Source organism: Paenibacillus terrae (genome assembly GCF_005217525.1).
In the GTDB taxonomy this organism is placed as follows: Bacteria; Bacillota; Bacilli; order Paenibacillales; family Paenibacillaceae; genus Paenibacillus; species Paenibacillus terrae_C.
In genome coordinates this window covers 273353-292098 of the sequence record NZ_PNXQ01000014.1, presented here as the reverse complement: position 1 = coordinate 292098, position 18746 = coordinate 273353, and the positions used below count along the sequence as shown (strand labels likewise).

General features: G+C 47.6%; 18 protein-coding genes. 6 read left to right on the top strand and 12 right to left on the bottom strand.

The features are described 5' to 3' along the window. Window positions 1-90 precede the first annotated feature (90 nt). The 8 genes from C1I60_RS16085 to C1I60_RS16050 form a co-directional block, all read right to left on the bottom strand. Entirely contained in the window at window positions 91-729 is a 639-nt protein-coding gene (locus tag C1I60_RS16085) for a GDSL-type esterase/lipase family protein (RefSeq protein ID WP_137062645.1), read from the bottom strand. A 126-nt stretch (window positions 730-855) separates the two neighbouring features. Continuing rightward, window positions 856-1278 (bottom strand): GNAT family N-acetyltransferase, encoded by a 423-nt coding sequence (locus tag C1I60_RS16080; RefSeq protein ID WP_044648503.1) that lies wholly within the window; start codon window positions 1276-1278, stop codon window positions 856-858. Window positions 1279-1320: 42 nt separating this feature from the next. Continuing rightward, complete coding sequence (locus tag C1I60_RS16075) at window positions 1321-1875, bottom strand: nucleotidyltransferase family protein (RefSeq protein WP_137062644.1); 555 nt, start codon at window positions 1873-1875, stop codon at window positions 1321-1323. A gap of 32 nt (window positions 1876-1907) precedes the next feature. Then, complete coding sequence (locus C1I60_RS16070) at window positions 1908-3149, bottom strand: MDR family MFS transporter (protein WP_137062643.1); 1242 nt, start codon at window positions 3147-3149, stop codon at window positions 1908-1910. Window positions 3150-3391: 242 nt separating this feature from the next. Beyond that, window positions 3392-3850: a MarR family winged helix-turn-helix transcriptional regulator gene (locus tag C1I60_RS16065; protein ID WP_137062642.1), complete on the bottom strand. Its 459-nt coding sequence runs from the start codon at window positions 3848-3850 to the stop codon at window positions 3392-3394. 181 nt (window positions 3851-4031) lie between these two features. Beyond that, the gene (locus C1I60_RS16060) at window positions 4032-4478 is read right to left on the bottom strand and encodes a VanZ family protein (RefSeq protein ID WP_137062825.1); all 447 of its coding nucleotides are present in this window, start codon (window positions 4476-4478) and stop codon (window positions 4032-4034) included. Beyond that, window positions 4478-5146 (bottom strand): ribose-5-phosphate isomerase RpiA, encoded by a 669-nt coding sequence (gene rpiA / locus C1I60_RS16055; RefSeq protein ID WP_137062641.1) that lies wholly within the window; start codon window positions 5144-5146, stop codon window positions 4478-4480. Before rpiA ends, C1I60_RS16060 begins: the two co-directional genes overlap by 1 nt. A gap of 60 nt (window positions 5147-5206) precedes the next feature. Further along, window positions 5207-5677 carry a GNAT family N-acetyltransferase gene (locus C1I60_RS16050; RefSeq protein ID WP_137062640.1) on the bottom strand — a complete coding sequence of 157 codons (471 nt, stop codon included), beginning with the start codon at window positions 5675-5677 and terminating at the stop codon, window positions 5207-5209. A 468-nt stretch (window positions 5678-6145) separates the two neighbouring features. On the opposite strand from C1I60_RS16050, the gene C1I60_RS16045 reads away from it, so the two are divergent. The 3 genes from C1I60_RS16045 to C1I60_RS16035 all read left to right on the top strand — a co-directional run bounded on the left by C1I60_RS16045 (window position 6146) and on the right by C1I60_RS16035 (window position 12844). Beyond that, on the top strand, window positions 6146-7915 hold the full coding sequence (locus tag C1I60_RS16045; protein WP_137062639.1) for a methyl-accepting chemotaxis protein: 1770 nt from the start codon (window positions 6146-6148) through the stop codon (window positions 7913-7915). A 117-nt stretch (window positions 7916-8032) separates the two neighbouring features. Then, on the top strand, window positions 8033-11728 hold the full coding sequence (locus C1I60_RS16040) for a non-ribosomal peptide synthetase family protein (RefSeq protein ID WP_137062638.1): 3696 nt from the start codon (window positions 8033-8035) through the stop codon (window positions 11726-11728). Between the two features lie 117 nt (window positions 11729-11845). Then, window positions 11846-12844 carry a polysaccharide deacetylase family protein gene (locus tag C1I60_RS16035; protein ID WP_137062637.1) on the top strand — a complete coding sequence of 333 codons (999 nt, stop codon included), beginning with the start codon at window positions 11846-11848 and terminating at the stop codon, window positions 12842-12844. Between the two features lie 87 nt (window positions 12845-12931). On the opposite strand, the gene C1I60_RS16030 is transcribed toward C1I60_RS16035, so the two are convergent. Both C1I60_RS16030 and C1I60_RS16025 read right to left on the bottom strand, forming a co-directional pair. Then, window positions 12932-13552 (bottom strand): TraX family protein, encoded by a 621-nt coding sequence (locus tag C1I60_RS16030; RefSeq protein ID WP_137062636.1) that lies wholly within the window; start codon window positions 13550-13552, stop codon window positions 12932-12934. Window positions 13553-13584: 32 nt separating this feature from the next. Continuing rightward, window positions 13585-14301, bottom strand: coding sequence for a CBS domain-containing protein (locus tag C1I60_RS16025; protein WP_137062824.1), 717 nt, complete (start codon window positions 14299-14301; stop codon window positions 13585-13587). A 184-nt stretch (window positions 14302-14485) separates the two neighbouring features. Between C1I60_RS16025 and fsa the strand changes: the two genes are divergently transcribed. Beyond that, complete coding sequence (fsa, locus tag C1I60_RS16020) at window positions 14486-15133, top strand: fructose-6-phosphate aldolase (RefSeq protein WP_137062635.1); 648 nt, start codon at window positions 14486-14488, stop codon at window positions 15131-15133. A 75-nt stretch (window positions 15134-15208) separates the two neighbouring features. Here fsa and C1I60_RS16015 read toward each other — a convergent pair whose 3' ends face one another. After that, window positions 15209-15904 carry a DUF7002 family protein gene (locus C1I60_RS16015; RefSeq protein ID WP_137062634.1) on the bottom strand — a complete coding sequence of 232 codons (696 nt, stop codon included), beginning with the start codon at window positions 15902-15904 and terminating at the stop codon, window positions 15209-15211. 139 nt (window positions 15905-16043) lie between these two features. On the opposite strand from C1I60_RS16015, the gene C1I60_RS16010 reads away from it, so the two are divergent. Both C1I60_RS16010 and C1I60_RS16005 read left to right on the top strand, forming a co-directional pair. Beyond that, window positions 16044-16499 carry a MarR family winged helix-turn-helix transcriptional regulator gene (locus C1I60_RS16010; RefSeq protein WP_137062633.1) on the top strand — a complete coding sequence of 152 codons (456 nt, stop codon included), beginning with the start codon at window positions 16044-16046 and terminating at the stop codon, window positions 16497-16499. Window position 16500: 1 nt separating this feature from the next. After that, window positions 16501-17700: an MFS transporter gene (locus C1I60_RS16005; RefSeq protein ID WP_044646946.1), complete on the top strand. Its 1200-nt coding sequence runs from the start codon at window positions 16501-16503 to the stop codon at window positions 17698-17700. A 70-nt stretch (window positions 17701-17770) separates the two neighbouring features. On the opposite strand, the gene C1I60_RS16000 is transcribed toward C1I60_RS16005, so the two are convergent. After that, on the bottom strand, window positions 17771-18746 hold a 976-nt coding region (locus C1I60_RS16000), incomplete at its 5' end, for an MFS transporter (RefSeq protein WP_252361741.1).

Below are 18746 nucleotides of genomic sequence, written 5' to 3'. Positions count from 1 at the left end.
GTTCAATTCAGCTAAAGATAAAGAGGTCCACTATGGTCAGATACACAGCCATGATGGACCTCTTTCTTCTGTTGCAAATTCCTTCTACGCTCACCGTAATGGCGAATATCCAAGCCGATTCAGCTCCTCCGCAATGACGCGATAGCCGCGACTGTTCGGATGCACCCGATCCAGCGAGAGCAGTTCCCGTTCGTTGCCCTCAAACGCAGGGTAAATGTTCGCCACCCGGTAATTGGGACCGCCCAGCGTAGCGAGAAATGAGTTATATTGGCGTACATATATCCCCGCCTCCCGCACGCCCGGCAAAGGATTATACAACCCCACCATTCGAATGATAAATGGCTCACGCTGGCCGGATTTTATCTGATACAGGGCATGTACGATTTGGCGTACATGTTCTTTCGTGCGGTTCACCGCTTGCGGAATGGACGATGCAGACGAACCGGAGCCTCCAGCAAGGGCGCTGACGTATGGACGCAGATCATTCCCGCCGATCGTCACCGTTATGAGTTCAGCCGCGCTCAACGCCGACCGAAAGAGCGGATTGTTGCGGATCAAAGACAGCAGTTCCTGCGATGTCAGTCCGTTGATTCCCAAATTCTCGTAACTGACTGGAGTACGAAGACGTGCTTCCGCCATTCGTCGATAGATAGGCACAAATCCGCCAGTCAGCAGCGTCCCGGCACCTGTCGTTAATGAATCTCCTATAGCCGTATAGTGGTAACCCATTAGAACCCAACTCCCCCGCTAATGCCTTTGGAACCAAAGGCACATCAACTTTTACATGAGAATAATGTCAATTCCCGACATATCATATCTTATGTAAAAAAAGAGACGCAGGACCCGGAGATTCGCTTATTCTTCGTCCATTTCATACACACAATGAAATTGCCCATCCTCGGACAAGTCCTCCGATCCGTATACAGCAAAGCCTACGTTGCGAAAGAAGTCTGCCCCTTCCGCATCGGTGTCCACAGTAAGCCGTTTCGGATTACGCTCCTGAATGAGCGTCAGCAGCATACCTCTGGCATATCCTCTATGACGGTTTTCAGGCAACACAGCCAGATGCCGGATTACGATGGTTTCATCCTCCTGCTCCTCAAATCCGACAATACCTACAATAAGTCCTTCATCTTCTACACCGAACAGCTTCCAGTCATCCGAGGTTTGATAGGTACGTAAAGCTGCTTCTCCGCGTTCAGGGTGATCCAGCACGGCGTAGGTTAGCAGCTCCAGAACCTCCTCACGATCTGAATCTGTTTTTATATTTTTAAACATCGTTCGTCGTCTCTCCTTATATCCTGAAATTGGGATTACGTTCTAGTTCTCCAACATAAGCAACGGCCAGTTATCCAGCCACTGCTTCTCAAATACACGCTGACGAAAGGCCGTCGTATGGCGGAACAATGGGCTTTGGCGTACCCGCATATCCAGCAGATCCTTTAATCCATGCGGACAAACGACCTCCATTTGATCCTCGTCATTCAATCTAATCGCTACTGCCGTAGCCGTCTCCGGCCAGCGGCTCATCGCATCCTCTACCGAAGCATAAGGAGCTGTCCCGTTGCGAAGATGCATCCTCGCCTGATTTTTGACAGACCAGTTGCGTCCCGCCTGCTTGCGGTTCAAGGACAGTTCAAGATGCTCGTCCCGTTCCTCCAGCGTATTTTTCGGGTCAAAATAAATAACATCTATATCATTCAAAGGTGTAAGAGTTGTATATCCATGCAGCTTGTCCCATACCCGATTACGTACATAGCCTGCGGCAATACAGCCTTGCGGCAACCTCAGCTCTCGCACATAACGCAAGTCTTCCAGCACCTGAGGATCATTCATATATTGTATGATTCGTAGCACATCTTCTTCCGACTTCATCCTGCACTCAGCTCCTTTTTTTATCATGACAGTTACTGCACGGGCTCTCCTCCTTGAGCTGCAATCCGGGCTGTACGCTGCGCCAAGCGACGACGTGCGACCAGCAGGAACGGAATGCCAATCACAACCGACAGCGCAACCGGAACAAAAACGGCAAGCGGCGCTGTTTGGCCATAAGTATCCAGCAGCCAGCCACCAAACAAAGGAGCAAGCACGCTACCCAGATTATTAAAGCCAATCGTACCGAAATAGGTCCCTTTATATTGAGCATCTGCAATTTGGTCAATCAGTACGTCCAGCATCGTGAACAATAGCACTTCGCCCACTGTAAACAGCACCATATCCAGTATAAACAACCAGCCCGAATGTAACATACCGCACAGCAATAGGCTGACCGCAATACATATATTTCCGACAATCAAGGAATTCACTGGGGAAAAACGGCTTGCCAGCCGTACAAGCGGATATTGAAAAGCCAATACACACACCGCGTTGACTGTAAGCATATATGTAAACCACCGGGTTCCTTCCTCGAAGGATAAGGACAAGAATTGAGGCATCGTGGAATTGGAATGAGCATAACCCATGACGCAAAATACCGTCCCCAGCAAAATCGGCATAAACACCGGATCACGGCTGGCTGTACGGAACGCCTCACCCATCCGTAGTGGAGCCTCTCCCGCCGTTGTCCCTGTACGAAGATCCGATGCATACCGAGCAAATTGGATCAACAGCAACACCCCGTACAGCGCATACACACCAGCCGCTACCATAAACGGTGTACCCGAGGATGCCGATCCTAACATCAAACCAAGCAACGGCCCTGCCACTACACCTACATTAATCGCCGCATATCTCATATTGTAGATGAGCAATCTTTTTTCCTTGGGGGTTACATCTGATAACAGCGCCCGCGAGGTTGGCTCGAACAAGGATCTGCACAGACCATTCAGAGCATTGATGACAAAAAAGGCCCAGGCCGCTTCAGCTAGCGCAAAAGCCACGAATACAAGCGCCCAACTGGCGATGGACACCAGCATCACTTTACGCCGTCCGATCCGATCGGAAATGTAGCCGCCATAAAAGCTGGCAAAAATGCCAACTAATGAACTGACGGATACGATCATCCCTGTATGGAAAGGGGATACCCCCAACCGGGTAGTCAAATAAATAGACAAAAACGGGATACTCATGGATGTCGCCATCCGACCAAATATGGTACCCACAATAATCGTCCAGGCCAGTGGGTGAATCGAACGAAGCTGTTCCTTCATATCTGTTATCTATGTCTCCTTCTCTGCCCTGTCTCCAGAAAAAAACTTGCACACAGCTCTTCCATCTGTGTGCAAGTCTAACAGGGATAATTCCAACGATCACTGATGGTGACTATTCGTCAATTATACCTGATTTCCGCCTCTACATTAACCCCGTTGCCCAAAATTGCGACAAAAAAATAAAATACCGGACAACCGGTATTTTATCTACAAGCCTATTTAACGTGGATTTTTGCAGCTTATTAGTCGTTACTCTTCTGGCCTTCAGCCGAGAGTCCCAGCTTTTTTAGCAAATGGATAACCTGCTCTTTCTCTTCTACGGATAAACCGTCTACTGTCTCCATGATGACACGATGATGCTGCGGGAATATTTGCTCAAAGAAATGACGTCCCTCGTCAGTCAGTTCTGCATAAATCACACGACGATCATCCTGTGATGCACGCCGGGTAAGCAGCTTTTTTTTCTGAAGTTTATCTACGACATACGTAATATTTCCGCTGGAGATCAGCACCTTTTCACCAATTTTCTGCAAGGGCTGTGAACCACGATAATATAACAGATCAAGTACACCAAATTCCGTTGTGTTCAATCCATGACTATGAATATCCCGATTCGTGCGGGATGTGACCGAATTATAGGCGCGCGCCAGCACAACAAACAAGTTAAGCGCCAAGTCCTGATCATCTGGTTTTACTGACATATTAACAGCCTCCGTTACTCATATCTTTATTCAAAGATATCTTAATTGCAAACTTTTGTCAAGTTCAACCGTTTTATCCCTTTGTTCATAAGGTGTATGATGTGAAAATTACAGTCTATTATGTAAAAAAGCCCGTCCCCAATCGGCACCAGAAGCACCGTTCGTGAGAGCAGGGCTTTCATTATTCATTCCCTAACCTCTTTCGTAGAAGCTCGTAAACAACCCGGCCGAAAAGCACACCCGTTACATTCAGGATCACATCATCCACGTCCATCGTGCCTGCGCCGAGCAGCATTTGGGACACTTCAAGAATCACCAGCGCGACCACCACTGTCAGTAGCAAGCTACCTAATCTGCGTAACGATACCCAAATGATAGGCAGAAGGATGCCAAACGGGACGAAAACAACAATATTACCGAGCAAATTGACACCCCACACCCGGAAAGAAAGCGACTGCGCAGCCCTCAGATATCGCCCAATCGTATCCAACGGAACCATATTATACGAATATGGAGGACCCGGTCGTATTGTACGTCCAAAACCAAGAAACATCCAGTATAATAACAGTCCCGTATATAAAATGAAGACCACGAAAGCTACAGTACGAAGCAGACGGACGCTAGGCATCACTTGTTTCGAATATCAATCTGCCCATTGGCCCGTGCGATGATAACCTGGTCCGCCATGTTAATGAACAGTCCGTTATCAACCACACCCGGAATTTGATTTAATCGGATTTCCAGCTCTTGCGGATTATCAATGGTTCCGTAACGACAATCGACAATATAATTGCCGTTATCCGTAAGGAAACGCTCACCGTCCTTCATGCGCCATTCAGCCTGGCAGCCTGTTTGCTGTATTGCCTCCAACGTCCATACACTGGCAAAAGGTACGACTTCGACCGGTAATGGAAATGCACCCAGCACCTTCACATCCTTGGACTCGTCCACAATAATGATTAGCCGGTTGCTGTTGCTTTCCACGATCTTCTCTCTCAGTAAAGCTCCGCCTCCGCCCTTCACCAGAACAAGCTGCTCATTCACCTCGTCCGCTCCGTCAATGGTTACGTCGAGTCGTCCAATCTGATCAAATGGAACGATGGGAATTCCCAGTTCTCTGGCCTGATCCTCCGAGGCTTGGGAAGTAGCTACAGCCTGTATATGTAAGCCTTGCGCCACACGCTCACCTATTTTTTGAATGGCCCAATAAGCTGTCGATCCTGTGCCGAGTCCTACTTTCATGCCGTCCTGAATGGCTTCAACTGCTTTTTCAGCTGCTTTTTGCTTCAAATTCATTGTCATCTCTCCCGCTTTATAGACTAGTATGGATCCTCATTCATTTTATATGAAAACGTTTTATAAAGACACTGTCAGGTTCTTACCGTAACAAAGACTATTTTCATCCTCTTCATATTCACCAAATCGTTCAATAGGCTCATATCCCTGCTTCGTATAAAGCGCAATGGCTTCAGGTTGAGCAGCCCCTGTCTCCAGCTTGATTCTTACAGTGCCTCGTTTCCGGGCCTCACCTTCCAGAAAAGCTAACAGACTGACGGCAATACCTTGCCTGCGATAAGAAGAATCGACATAAAATCGTTTAAGCTCCATCTCTTCCGCATCTATAGGCCTAAGTCCACCGCAAGCGACCGGTTCTGCATCCAAATACACAACAGCGAAAATCATTTCTTTAACTTTTGGATTGGAAAAATCAACCAAGTAAATTTCATCAGCAGGATACCTTTCCAGCAAATCCTTATCCAGCCTTTGAATCAATTCATGCAGATCTGCATGATCGCTTTTAACCTTTACTATTGTAAGCTTGGACATTCTCTTCATCCCTCTCCTATGTCGTGTAGCTACATTGGCTCATTATGCAAGGAATCCGCAAAAACCGCGGCAAATCAAGCATCTGTAACGCCAAATATGAAAAACCTCCCAAATTGACAAGTGCATTTGACTCTATTATAAAGTATGATGGTTTCTGTTGGATACCTGCTTGAAGCCTGAAACGAGTTTGAATTTCAAGTTGAAGTATAAAATGGAATATACTGAGATACACACAGGAATTACCCGGTAAAAATTAAATTTTTATTGGGCAAGGTATTCATTTCAAGGGCTTATCGTACGACATATATATAGGGATACATACTTAATTAAAAAGGACTAAAGACCTATTAGAAAAATTTCAAGAGGTCAATTTCCTTAATTACTATGTTTGTAAGGGGGACTTAATTATCTCATTTGATAAGCGGTTCAACACCATGTACAAAAATTACAACCAGGGAGTGGAACATTTTGAAAAAGTGGAGTAGCTTATCTTTCTTCACCAAGAACTTATTATTATCCTTCTTCAACATCGTATTGATCGGGCTAGTCCTCATCGTGTCCAGCTATTTGATCCAACGTACGATTTTGATAGACCAGCTGCATGGACAAGTGGAAAAAATCACATTAAAGTGGGCTGAGGGAATTAATGTAAATGAAGTAACCCAAGCCATTCAGGAAAAAAGTTATGATGGTCCCGTTCAGACCAAACTCCGCGCTTATCTGGATAACATCACAGCAACGAACCCGAATATCTCTCAAGCTTATATCTTCGGAACCGAGCTGGAAGACGGTGACAAGACATCTGTTGTAGCGATGCCTACCGCTCTTAGAGAAGCATTCGAAAAAGATAAATTGGGTGTCGGCGGTATGTATAAGCAACCATCTGTAGTTGTGGAAGGCGTAAGCCACATGCTGGATACTGGAAAACCGACGTTTACCAGCTTCTATGATGACAGCTTCGGTACGTGGACAACCTTGACGTATCCACTTAAAGATTCAAATGGCAAAATCTTTGCATATTTTGCTGTCGATGCAGATGCAGGCGCTGTACCTGCGGGTTTGACTAAGCTGCTGATTAGCGGTACTACAATTCTGGCTGCTTTCCTGCTCATCTGCTTGGCGCTCCAATATTGGGTCGTAAGGCGTACGCTGTCCCCTATTAAACAACTGATGTATGGTATCAGTGAAGTAAGCCGTGGAAATCTGGATGTTCAGATTCAAGCTGGGCAAGACGATCTGGGTGTTGTGAATAGCAACTTCAATGATATGGTTAGCCATATTAACAGCATTATGACCAAAGTGAAGCTGACAACTGATGAAGTGAATGAATCGGCGAAGGAATTGCTCGCGATCTGCGAGCAAAACGGAATCAATTCCAACATCATTAATCAGAACATTAATGAAATTACGGATAATATCCGTGCACAGGAAAAAGCAACGGGCGATAGCGCACGTGCCATGGCTGAAATGGCCTCGGTCATCCAAAATATTGCCGCCAGTTCCGCCACCGTTGCAGAGGAAGCCAATTCGGTAGAAAAGCGTTCTAATGAAGGCAACGAAATCGTAGGCAAGGTTTCTTCACAAATGCATTTGATTACAGACACAGTTACGAATACATCCCGCATTATCAAGTTGCTGAACGACCGTTCACAGGAAATTGGTAATATCATTGGTACGATTTCAGGCATTTCCAGTCAGACGAACCTGCTCGCTCTGAATGCTTCTATTGAAGCAGCGCGTGTCGGTGAGGAAGGTAAAGGCTTTGCCGTGGTTGCCAGTGAAGTACGCAAGCTGGCAGAACAAACAGCGGATGCAACAAAACAAATCACACCGCTGATTGAAGAGATCCAAAGCGAAATCGGACAGGCTGTGAAGTCGATGGAACAAGGTAATGTTGAGGCACAGAACGGAATCATCGTAGCTGGACAAGCGGGCGAGCTGTTCAATAACATACTTCAAGCAACCAAGACAGTAGCATGGCAGATTCAGGAAGTATCCAGTGCTACCGAGGAAATATCCGCCGGTACGCAGGAAATGACAGCGACAGCAGATGATCTTTCTTCCACTGTAAGCAAAACAGCTAACAACAGCATTCATATTGCACAAACAGTTGATGAACAAAAAGCTTCTCTGGACTCCATCATTGAATCGTCTCATAAGCTGTCAACCATGTCTGAAGAGCTTCAGGAAATTACTTCATTTTTTAAAATTGCGGACCCTAGCCGCACCAAATCATAATTTCATAAGTAAGTCGTTTGGTAGTGCCTCCCTCCTATTCATGCTTTTGAAGGGATCGGAGGCATTTACTGACTTTAGCATCATATTACGACATCATACGTTCAGGAGGTTAGCGTAATGACTTCATTGCTACAAAACAGTACACAAACAGCGCCATCCCCATTCCTGGTTCCTTTGGATTTTGCACGTCTGCAACGCAAGTATACATACTCTGCTTATCAGGCAGAGTTAGAACCATCCCTCTCAAAGTTGCTGCATCAGCAAACGTCGGCGGAAGAACAACATGCTTTGCTTCTGTCTGTGTATGCAGCATGGCTGTACCGTCTGTCCGCAGAGGAAGAAGTCTCCTTCTCTACTTTGGTGCCTCAATCCGGTTTACTCACGGCTTCGCTGACGATGGAAAAGAATACTACTTTCCATGAACTGGCAGGCCTGTTTCAGGACATGCTCCATAAACCACATGCTTATCTGGCAGACCCGCAAGCTGATACCTCGTTCTCGGCAAATCTGCTGGCAGATGAAGGCGCAGAGCCTTGTATCATGGACTGGGCTGTCATCGAGAGCAACGGCACTTACCATATCCATATTCGGTATGATGATTCGCTTCTTCTGAAATCAACGGTTGTCCGGTATGCAGAATACTTCGAATTGCTACTGCGCGGCGCACTCACCAACAGCCATGCCCTTGTCAATTCGATTGACATCTTATCCGAAGCAGATCAGGCAGCTCATGAAGCCTTAAATAATACAGTTGTGAAGTATCCTGAGCATCAGACCATTCATGGAATGTTCGAGGAAGCCGCTTCGCAATATCCTGATCGTCCGGCCATCTCTTCCCACGCCGGGGAATATACGTACCGTGAGCTTAATGAACGTGCCAATCAAGTCGCACGTGTGCTGTTGTCCAAAGGTCTTGCCAAGGGCGAGTTCGTGACTATTTTCATGGAACGAAGCCTGGAAACTGTCATTTCCCTGCTCGGCATTCTGAAAGCCGGGGGGGTATATGTACCAGTCGATCCAGCCCACCCCGCTGACCGGAGTAGCTACATTGTCGAGGATACGCGTTCTCCCTTCGTCCTGACGACTTCAGCATTGATCGAGCAAGCGACTGAACTGTGCGGTTCCATTGATACAGTAAAAGAAATTTTAGCCATTAACGGACCACTGGCAGGTTATGCCGCAAGCAATCCAAACGTTAACGTAGGTCCGGATGATCTAGCTTATGTGATCTATACATCCGGCTCGACAGGCAAGCCCAAAGGTGCCCTGATCGCTCACCGTGGCGTCGTCAACCTGGGTGCTGTCGTACAGCGCGATTGCGATATTACACCTCAGGATGTATTGACGCAATTCGCCACCTATAGCTTTGATGCATCTGTTTGGGATACGATTGGAGCCTTGTTCTACGGAGCCAAGCTGTACCTGTTGTCCTCCGAAGAACGCGTGTCTGTTGAAGAATTCGCAGAAGCCATCGCACGCACAGGCACGACGATCATTACCATTTTGCCAACCGTGTTCTTTAATCAGCTATCCACGTATTTGTCGGACGAGGGCTACCGCAAATTGACTAAGGTACGAATTGTCACCGTGGCAGGCGAGGCGCTGTACGGCTCACAAGTTCGGGCGTTCCAAAGCAAATTCGGCACAAATACAGACATCGTAAACGTATATGGACCGACCGAGTGCACCGTAGCGACCACGACACACCGGGTTCGTGGTGCTGTGCCTGAGCACGTCGTCAACATCCCAATCGGCAAGCCGATTTACAACTACAAGGTCTATATCGTCAACGATGACAACAAGCTATGCCCAATTAACATTCCCGGTGAAGTATGCATTGCTACACCGGCACTGGCTCATGGCTACCTCCATCAGCCGGAGCGAACAGCACAATCGTTTGTGGACAACCCGTTTGTTCCGGGTGAAAAAATGTACCGCTCAGGCGATATCGCCAAGCTGCTGCCAGACGGTACGATTGAATATGTAAGCCGGAAGGATTCACAGCTCAAAATTCGGGGCAATCGGATCGAAATCGGAGAGATTGAAGATCATTTCTCCAAGCATCCTGGTGTTCAGGACGTGTCTGTCGTAGCCGTCAAAGATCACACGGATCAAAATATGCTAGTCGGCTATTACACTACTTCGGACGGACAGTCTATTCCGCAAGACGTGATTCAGTCTTATATTGCGGGTAAGCTACCTTCCTATTTTGTTCCGAGCCATATCGTTCATCTCGAAGCTATGCCGATTTCACCGACGGGCAAGATTGATCGCAAGAAGCTGGCCCTGCTGCCGCTGCCCGAGGCTTCCGACAGCTCCTATGGCAGCGAACCTCTCCGCGAAGGGACTGAAACGCTTATTGCCGAAGCATGGACACAGGTACTTGGCAAAGCCAACATCGGCGCAACGGATGACTTCTTCCTGATCGGTGGCGACTCCCTTCGTGTCATTCATGTGCTGGCTATTTTGAAGCCGCGTTATGGCACGTTGCGCATTGGAGACTTTTTCCGCTACAAAACCGTTCGCGAGCTTGCTGAATACGTGGAGCAACTGGGCACGGAACAAGCGCCGCAACGTAAAGCACTAGCGGTTCAACAAGAAAAAACAGACCTGAATGAGCATCCTATCGAGCTGTCAGGCACTGCGGGTGTAGCCGAATTGCGCGACATGAATGTTGTTTTACTGACCGGGGCTACAGGTTATCTCGGTTCGCACATTCTGTATGACCTGCTTCAACGGACAGAAGCCAAAGTGTACGCGATGGTACGTCCATCACAGAACGGGCCATCCGGCATCGAGCGTATTCAGGCCGTACTGACCGGATATTTTGGACAAAATGTCTCGGCCCTGATCGAAGGACGGGTCAAAGCCGTATACGGTGATCTGGAGCAGGCAGACCTTGGTCTCTCTGCCGTTGACCGCCATATGCTGGAGCATCAAGTTGACGGCATTATTCACAGCGCCGCTGACGTTCGCCATTTTGGTGATTCGGCTGCCTTTGACCGTACGAATGTAACCGGAACACTGGAACTGCTGAAAATTGCTCAGGCCAAGCCAGGTGTATCCTTCCATCATGTCTCAACTATGGGCATACCGGAGGATCTGGCGAATGAAGGACAATGGGAATCCGTATTGGAACTGTCCTCCTTCCCAGACGAGCTACAGGTGGACAACCTGTACACGAACAGTAAGCTCGCAGCGGAAAAGCTGTTGTTCCAGGCAGCTCAGTCAGGCACGCCTGTCTCTATCTACCGTGCAGGCAATCTGACGGCCCATTCGGCCAACGGACGCTTCCAGCGCAATATCGACAGCAACGCCTACTATCGAATGATAAAGGCCATGCTGCTGCTGGGCAAAGCACCACAGGCTGATTGGCATACGGACTTTACACCGATTGACTATGCGAGCCGCGCCATTGTAGAGCTGTCTGTGCATCAAAAAAGCGCGAACCGCATTTTCCATATCTGCAATCCGAACCCACTGCCATATGATGAGTTGATCGCTATGGTCAACCAGCTTGGATATGCAGTAGACACGATGCCTTTTGACGATTATAGCGCTTGGCTGCTGAACCCCTCTTCCGGTATTCAGGAGGATGCGCTGCACCTTGCTATGGGTCAGTTGGAAGGTGACGGGGCCAAGGATTCCGCTTACCGATATGGCTGCCCTGTGACCGCCGCGCTACTGGATCAGGCTGGCGTTAAGTGCCCGACAACCGATCTGGAGTTTATTCGAAATATGATCCAGCATGCGGTCGAGATCGGTTATTTCCCTATCGCGTCATCGGTATCCACAAAAACAACACAGAGGTAACAAAGTTGTGATATTTTCCCCGCGTGTATTAGGTATGATAAACTAGGTTTTGCTAGTTGATATCGGGTTTACATATCTATACTTTTAGAATTTCTGCATGCGGGGGATGTCATTCATATGAAACACGTCATATTTAAAAGAACAATGCTTATTATGAGCATGCTAGCTATTTTAGGGATTTTGGTGTACGAAGCACGCACCATCTACCATCCCCCCCTTGTTAAAGGGACTCACCGTACACGCACAGCAAATGCAGATCGACTGGTACGACACCTGTTCTCTCTGACACCAACGCCGGATAGAGTATATTACCAGGACAAGGTTATTGTCCTGATGTATCATGAAGTAACCAAAACTCCACCCGATCCCGGCGCTCTCAAGCTCAGCAATTTTACGAAGCAACTGGATGAAATGAAAGCCAACGGCTTCCACTGGATTACCATGAAAGAGTATACGGACTTTATTCTGCATAAAGCCAAGGTGCCCGATAATGCTGTACTTATGACCTTCGACGACGGCTATGAATCTTTTTATACAGACACCTTTCCCGTGTTGAAAAAGTACCGTGTACCTGCAACCAATTTTCTCATCACATCCACGATCAGTAATCCCAAGCACATCGGTATTAAGAAGCTGACGTGGGAGCAAATCCAGCACATGCATGCCGAAGGTGTTGATTTCTACAATCACACCAATGATCAGCACGCGTATGGATACACAAATGTAGCACGCACCAAGGAAAAACCGCTTCTCATGGGCCCGGTATATTCGAAAAAGCTAGGGCGTATGGAAACCGAGGATGAATTCAAGCAACGGGTTTACAACGATTTGGACACCGCTGACAAGAAGCTGTTCAAGCATCTTCACAATGATCGTAACGTCCTTGCCTTTCCGTATGGAGGATATACCAAGGAAACCTTGGAAATTTGCCGCGCCTTGGGCATTGACGTTACCTTCACGGTGAAGCGTGGCATTAACTCACCTGGACAAACGAATGGCTATCGCGTTAATGCAGGTGGGATACACAATATTCCGGAAGTATTGGTGCAATACATGAAGGAAGGCGCTCCGGAACGACCATTGCCATTTGCCCAAGGTCCTAACAAAGCGTCCTAAACTTTGGAATAAAAAAGAACCTTTGAAACCATCTATATCGTGGTTTTAAAGGTTCTTTTGCTGATTTTGAAGATACTGAGCTTATGATTAGAGCCAGAGACGAATGACAGCAATAACAGCCAGATGCACCGGATAAAAGCTGCGCCACAACCAGCGCGGTACCCGGCTATAAAATCCGCTCTCCCCGGATGCGAAGCATGCGATAAGAATAGTGGACAGCAGGCTAAAATGCTGGAGATTCGCGTGATGCACCATATCATACACGACATTCAGTGCAAAATGTGCCGCAACCATCCTATAGGAGCGGGTATAACGGTAAATGAGGACGAGCAGCAGTCCATAAGCTCCGTAATCCATCAGGCTAAGCTCCATGACCAGAGATGTGAGCACATATAAGCCTGTTATAGCCGCCCAATTCTTCAATCGCGACGCAGCACCCATCACCAGCAACGAGATCAACAGCGTCCAGACCACGTTTGGCCTATACACATCAAAGGCCAGCATATAGGGCACCTGAGAAATCAGGGCAATTCCGAGCAAGCGAAGCATATAGCTTCGCATATTCCGAGTGCGGGCATATCCCATATACAGCGCATATGCATAGATTGGAAAAGCAAGCCTGCCGGCAATTCTCCAGGCCGGATCAGTCGGAAAAAATACAAGTCCGATATGATCAATCAGCATGGTCAGCATGGCCAACCAGTACATATAAGGCCCCCTCTTCTTCTTTCACGTCTTCTTTACGTCTTCTCTTCCGTCAAGCTCAAAATAGCGTTCAGAATGTCCGTTTTGGTAACCCGACCCACCAATCCATTGGCTTGAATGAAGGAGGTCTCCATACACTGCTCGTCCATGACCGGAAGGCAATTGACCTGATGACGAACGAGTCTTGATATCGCCTCCAGCAGAGAATCCCCCGGAGTGAGTGTCGTCATTTGTGCGCGTCGCGTCATTGCTATCGTTACCGGAACGGCGTGAAGATCGGTATGTCCCAGCGTCACCTTCAGCAGATCCTTGCGAGTAACAATTCCGATTAGCTCCTGATCCTCTCCCGTGACCATCAGCGTACCGGTATTTTGCTGAAACAGCATCAGTACTGCATCGTAGGCCGTAGCGTCACCGGAAATTAAAATCGGATCACTGAGCACATCAGCCACGGTCAGCTTTTTGAGCATCGTGCCGACATGACTGTCGTATTTAGGGTAACGGCCTGGCAGATATCCTACCTTCGGCTTGGCGTCTACCAGACCGAGCATGACGAGCAGCGCAAGATCGGAACGAAGGGTTGGTCGCGTCAGCCCCAACTCCTCAGCAATTTTATCCCCCGTAACAGGCGCCAGGCGCTGGACAATATCAACAATTTCACGCTGTCTTTCAGACAGTTGAATAATGATTACCTCCTTATGAAATGGGGTAGTATACATTATAGATGAGCATAGATCGGTAAATTTCCGCATTTTCCGACAATTCATCAAATTTTAATCAAAGACAGCTTGTTTTCAATTTTAAAATGTGTCACAATCAAGTATGTAATACATACTAATTATAAGTTTAACGTGTGCAATATGCTACCTTTTATTTAGCTGATGTACATGTGTGTGATATGTATTATGAATTAAAAAAACCTGAGGAGGAAATCAAATGAAATTTTTCTTGGATACTGGTAACATTGAAGAAATCAAACGTATTGAACGTTTGGGTCTGGTTGATGGTGTAACAACGAACCCTTCGCTGATCGCTAAGGAAGGTCGGGTGTTCAAGGAAGTCATTCAGGAGATTTGCGGTATTGTCGAAGGTCCCGTGAGTGCTGAGGTCATTGGCTTGAAAGCCGAGGATATGCTCAAGGAAGCTTATGAGATTGCCAAATGGGCACCGAACGTTGTTATCAAGCTGCCTATGACTGAAGACGGTTTGTATGCTTGTAACGAGCTGACTAAAAACGGGATTAAAACGAATGTAACGCTGATTTTCTCCGCGGCTCAAGGTTTGATGGCTGCCAAAGCGGGCGCTACTTTTATCAGCCCGTTCGTAGGACGTCTGGATGATATCGCTGTTGATGGTATGAAGCTGATTCGTGATCTGAGACAGATTTTGGACATTTATGGTCTGAAAGCCGAAATCATTGCAGCCTCCATCCGTAACATCAAGCATGTGGAAGATGCTGCTCTGTCTGGTGCGCATATTGCCACCATTCCTGGCTCTCTGCTCCCTTCCCTGTGGAAACACCCACTGACTGACAGCGGTATTGAACGCTTCCTGAAGGACTGGGAAACTGTACCTAAAGCCTAATTCGCCCAAAACGGCAAAACTATATTGCTTTAACCCGAACAGCCCGCATATTGCAGGCTGTTTTTTTCGTCCGTATCATTTTCTCTCCATATCTCGCAAGTCTGCCAAAGGCCGCGTCAAGTTTCTCCAGCGTTCAGGCACATCCTCACCATGATCCACGTAAACCGATCTCAGATAGCTAGACATATGGTTAACCCGATCCTCTACCAAGACCTCTCGTATGTCGGATGGCTTAACAGGCACGAAATTATTCCGTACCACCTGGAAGCGGTCTAGAGGTAAAAACATGTCCAGACTTTTCTTGTAGGAACAATGGGCCGGAAAACGTGGCGAGCTTCCTGAATCATATTTGGTGAGCTTCACTACGGAAGCATGCCCGGATATCAAGGAATACGCGTCCAATTCCAGAACGGCAAACCTTTCCTCCGGTTCTCTTCGTGAATAGGTATTCATCATTTTCTGACAATCCTTTAACGTGGGCCAAAAAAATACATGCCGATCTAGCGCCTCCCGAAATTGCTCCTGAGTGATTGCAGCATCTATCATCTGGTCAGGAATCCGCAGGTGGGTATTTATAGTGATATCATACCCCTCATAATCTACTTGTACCGCCTTTACGCGGCGTTCCCCTGCTTTGTGGTGATTGATTTGGTAACTGGACAATATAGCGTCGAAATGAGCAATCACCGATACATTACATACTCGTGTAAAATGAAATAAGGAGTTCCTGTTTTTGGCTTTGGTGATGGCAGTTACAATCGTATTATCCATGAGTTCTCTCCTCTCTCCAATGAAGTCCAGTTCAAAGTAAATGGTGAATAAAGTACAACTTTTTTTGACAAAATAACTTGTTTTACATATAATTGTTACAACAATTAATTTGTGTACGGAAAACAGAAAGGAGCTACTCATGAATAACTTGCCCCCGGATTGCTCCATCGGCATGCTGCTCGGCATTACCCATCGCAAGATGAGCCAGCAGCTTATGCATCGCCTTAAACCTTATGATATTTCCCCTGAGCAATGGTCGGTTCTGTATCAAATCTACCAGGCAGAAGGTCTGAATCAGAAGGAAATTGCAGCTAAGGCGGTCAAAGACCAGCCAACTACGACCCGAATTATTGATTTGTTGGACAAAAAGGGTTGGGTGCAGCGTGTGAACAGCCCGCAGGACCGTCGAGCCTATTTGCTTCATTTGACTGAAGCCGGTCGACAGCTCGTGGAGGAAACTCTTCCGGTCGAGCGCGGCGCCAACCACGATTTTGTGAATGGAATTTTCCCTGCTGATCTGGAGCAGTTCCGTCATACTCTTTTACAAGTCCACGCTAACCTGACTCAATCGGAAAAACAAGGAGAGAACGACTAACATGCAACAAGGCAAGCAGCCTCTTTGGACCAAGGAATTTATCGTTTTAACCGTATCTAATCTTTTTTTGTTTCTGGAATTACAGATGATCGTATCTTCCATTCCTGCGTATGTTAAAAATACATTCCACGCCAGCTCCGTTCAGGTCAGCCTCGTCACTACGCTATTCGCATTGAGCGCGATTGTGGCAAGGCTTTTTTCAGCCCGTATGCTGGAAAAAGGGCATCGCAATACCCTGATTTTCATCGGTCTGCTGTTCGGATTAGCGAGTACGCTCGGATACAGCGTTTCACCGACGATCACGGTGTTGCTACTCATGCGTATGCTGTTTGGCATCGGCTTCGGTTTGAGTAGTACCGCCTTTCCAACCATGGCCTCAAATATCATTCCTGCCAAGCGTCTCGGTGAAGGAATGGGGTATTTCAGCTTGTCCACAAGCCTGGCGATGTCGATTGGACCGACCATCGGTATTTCGATGCTGCAATATGGCAGTTTTAATCTGCTTGTATATACGACCTCAGCTGTCATTGTCCTCATTTTCCCGTTGGCCTACTGGCTGATTCGCACCCTGCCGAAAGGACATGTTGAGCCGCCGATGGTTCCTGTGGAAGAAGGACGAAAACCGGCATTTAACCGCAAGCTCTGGATTCCCGCCTTGCTGAACATGCTCATGTCTATTACGTACGGCGGATTGATCGGCTTTATGGCGCTTTACGGAGATGAAGCCAATTTGTCGCACCCGGCCTATTTTTTCCTGTTTAATGCGCTGTCCGTTCTGATCGTACGTCCCTTCTCAGGCCGTATCTATGATAAAAAAGGAGCAAAAGCGCTGCTCATCCCCGGTTCCCTGTTCCTGTTTGGCGGTCTTATCCTGCTTTCCTATGCGCACAGTGATGCCTTCATGTATCTGTCTGCCCTTTGCTATGGCATCGGTTTTGGCGTAATGCAGCCGACTTTGCAAACGTGGATGATTCAGGTCGTGTCGCCCAAGCAACGGGGCATGGCAAACGGTATGTTTCTAAACTCCCTTGATTTCGGAATCGCTGCCGGAGCGCTTATTCTTGGTATTATCGCCAAAGCCAGCGATTATGCGTGGATGTATCGCCTTTCCTCGCTGTTTATCGTATTGTTCCTGCTGATCTATATCATTCAGCTTGCTGTAGGTCGCAAGCCCAAAACGCGTGTCCCTGTCGAGGGGTAAAGCATATTTCAAAAAGAGCACCCAACACCATGGCTTCATGGAATCGGTGCTCTTTGGTTTTATATCGCTCTTATTTGGCCGGGGTTTTGCGTCTCAGCTTGGAAGAAAGCGGCTTTTTCCGGGATACGTCTGTCAGCCCCCCAGTGGTGTTCATATGTTCACCGGATTTTTCGTCTGAGGGTTCATCTTGCTTCGGTTTGACCGCAAACAGCATGAGCAGAGCCGCAATTCCGCCCACTCCGGCCATCACGCCAAAAAGCAAACTATGTCCACTGCTTCCGATCAGCAAGGATACAACCGGAGGACCTAGTGACACCCCGACAAAGCGCATACTACTGTACAAGCTGGTAATCGTTCCGCGCTCCTCCTTTTCAATCCCTTTCGTAATCAGGGCATCCAAACAAGGCAGTGCTAGTCCAATTCCGGCTCCCCCCAATGTAAACAGTCCGATCACCGCATAAATATGTTGAAAAAATCCGAGAATGCCAAAGCTGATCGTCAACACTGCCAAACCGGAAAAACCGATCCATTTCATCCGTTTTTTGTGCTTGCCGATGATTTTCCCTCCGATATAAGAGCACAGACAGAGAGAAACCAACGGAATCGCCAGCACGAATCCTTTCCAGACCCCATGAAGGTTGTAACGACTTTCCAGTATGTCGGACAAGTAGAACAGGACGCCAAAAATGACAAACATACAAATGCCACCCACCGCGAAAATAGCATATAGCCAGCGTCCTTTTTCGGCAAGCACCTGCTTCACATTTCCTACAAACTCCCGAAACGTGCTCGGTTGGTTCTTACGCTTGGGCGCATGAATCAGCCAAAGCACCAAAATGAGCGAAATCAGACAGAGGCCCGGAATCACTGCCAATGGCAAAAACCAAAGGACTGCGCCCAATGCCGCACCCAGTATTGGGCTTAGCACTTTACCGAATGTATTATAGGTCTCGACTATACCCAGGTTTTTGCTGGCTTCTTCCTCGTTCTCATACAAATCCCCCACGAGCGGTATGACAATGGGAAAAGCACCCGCCGCTCCGACC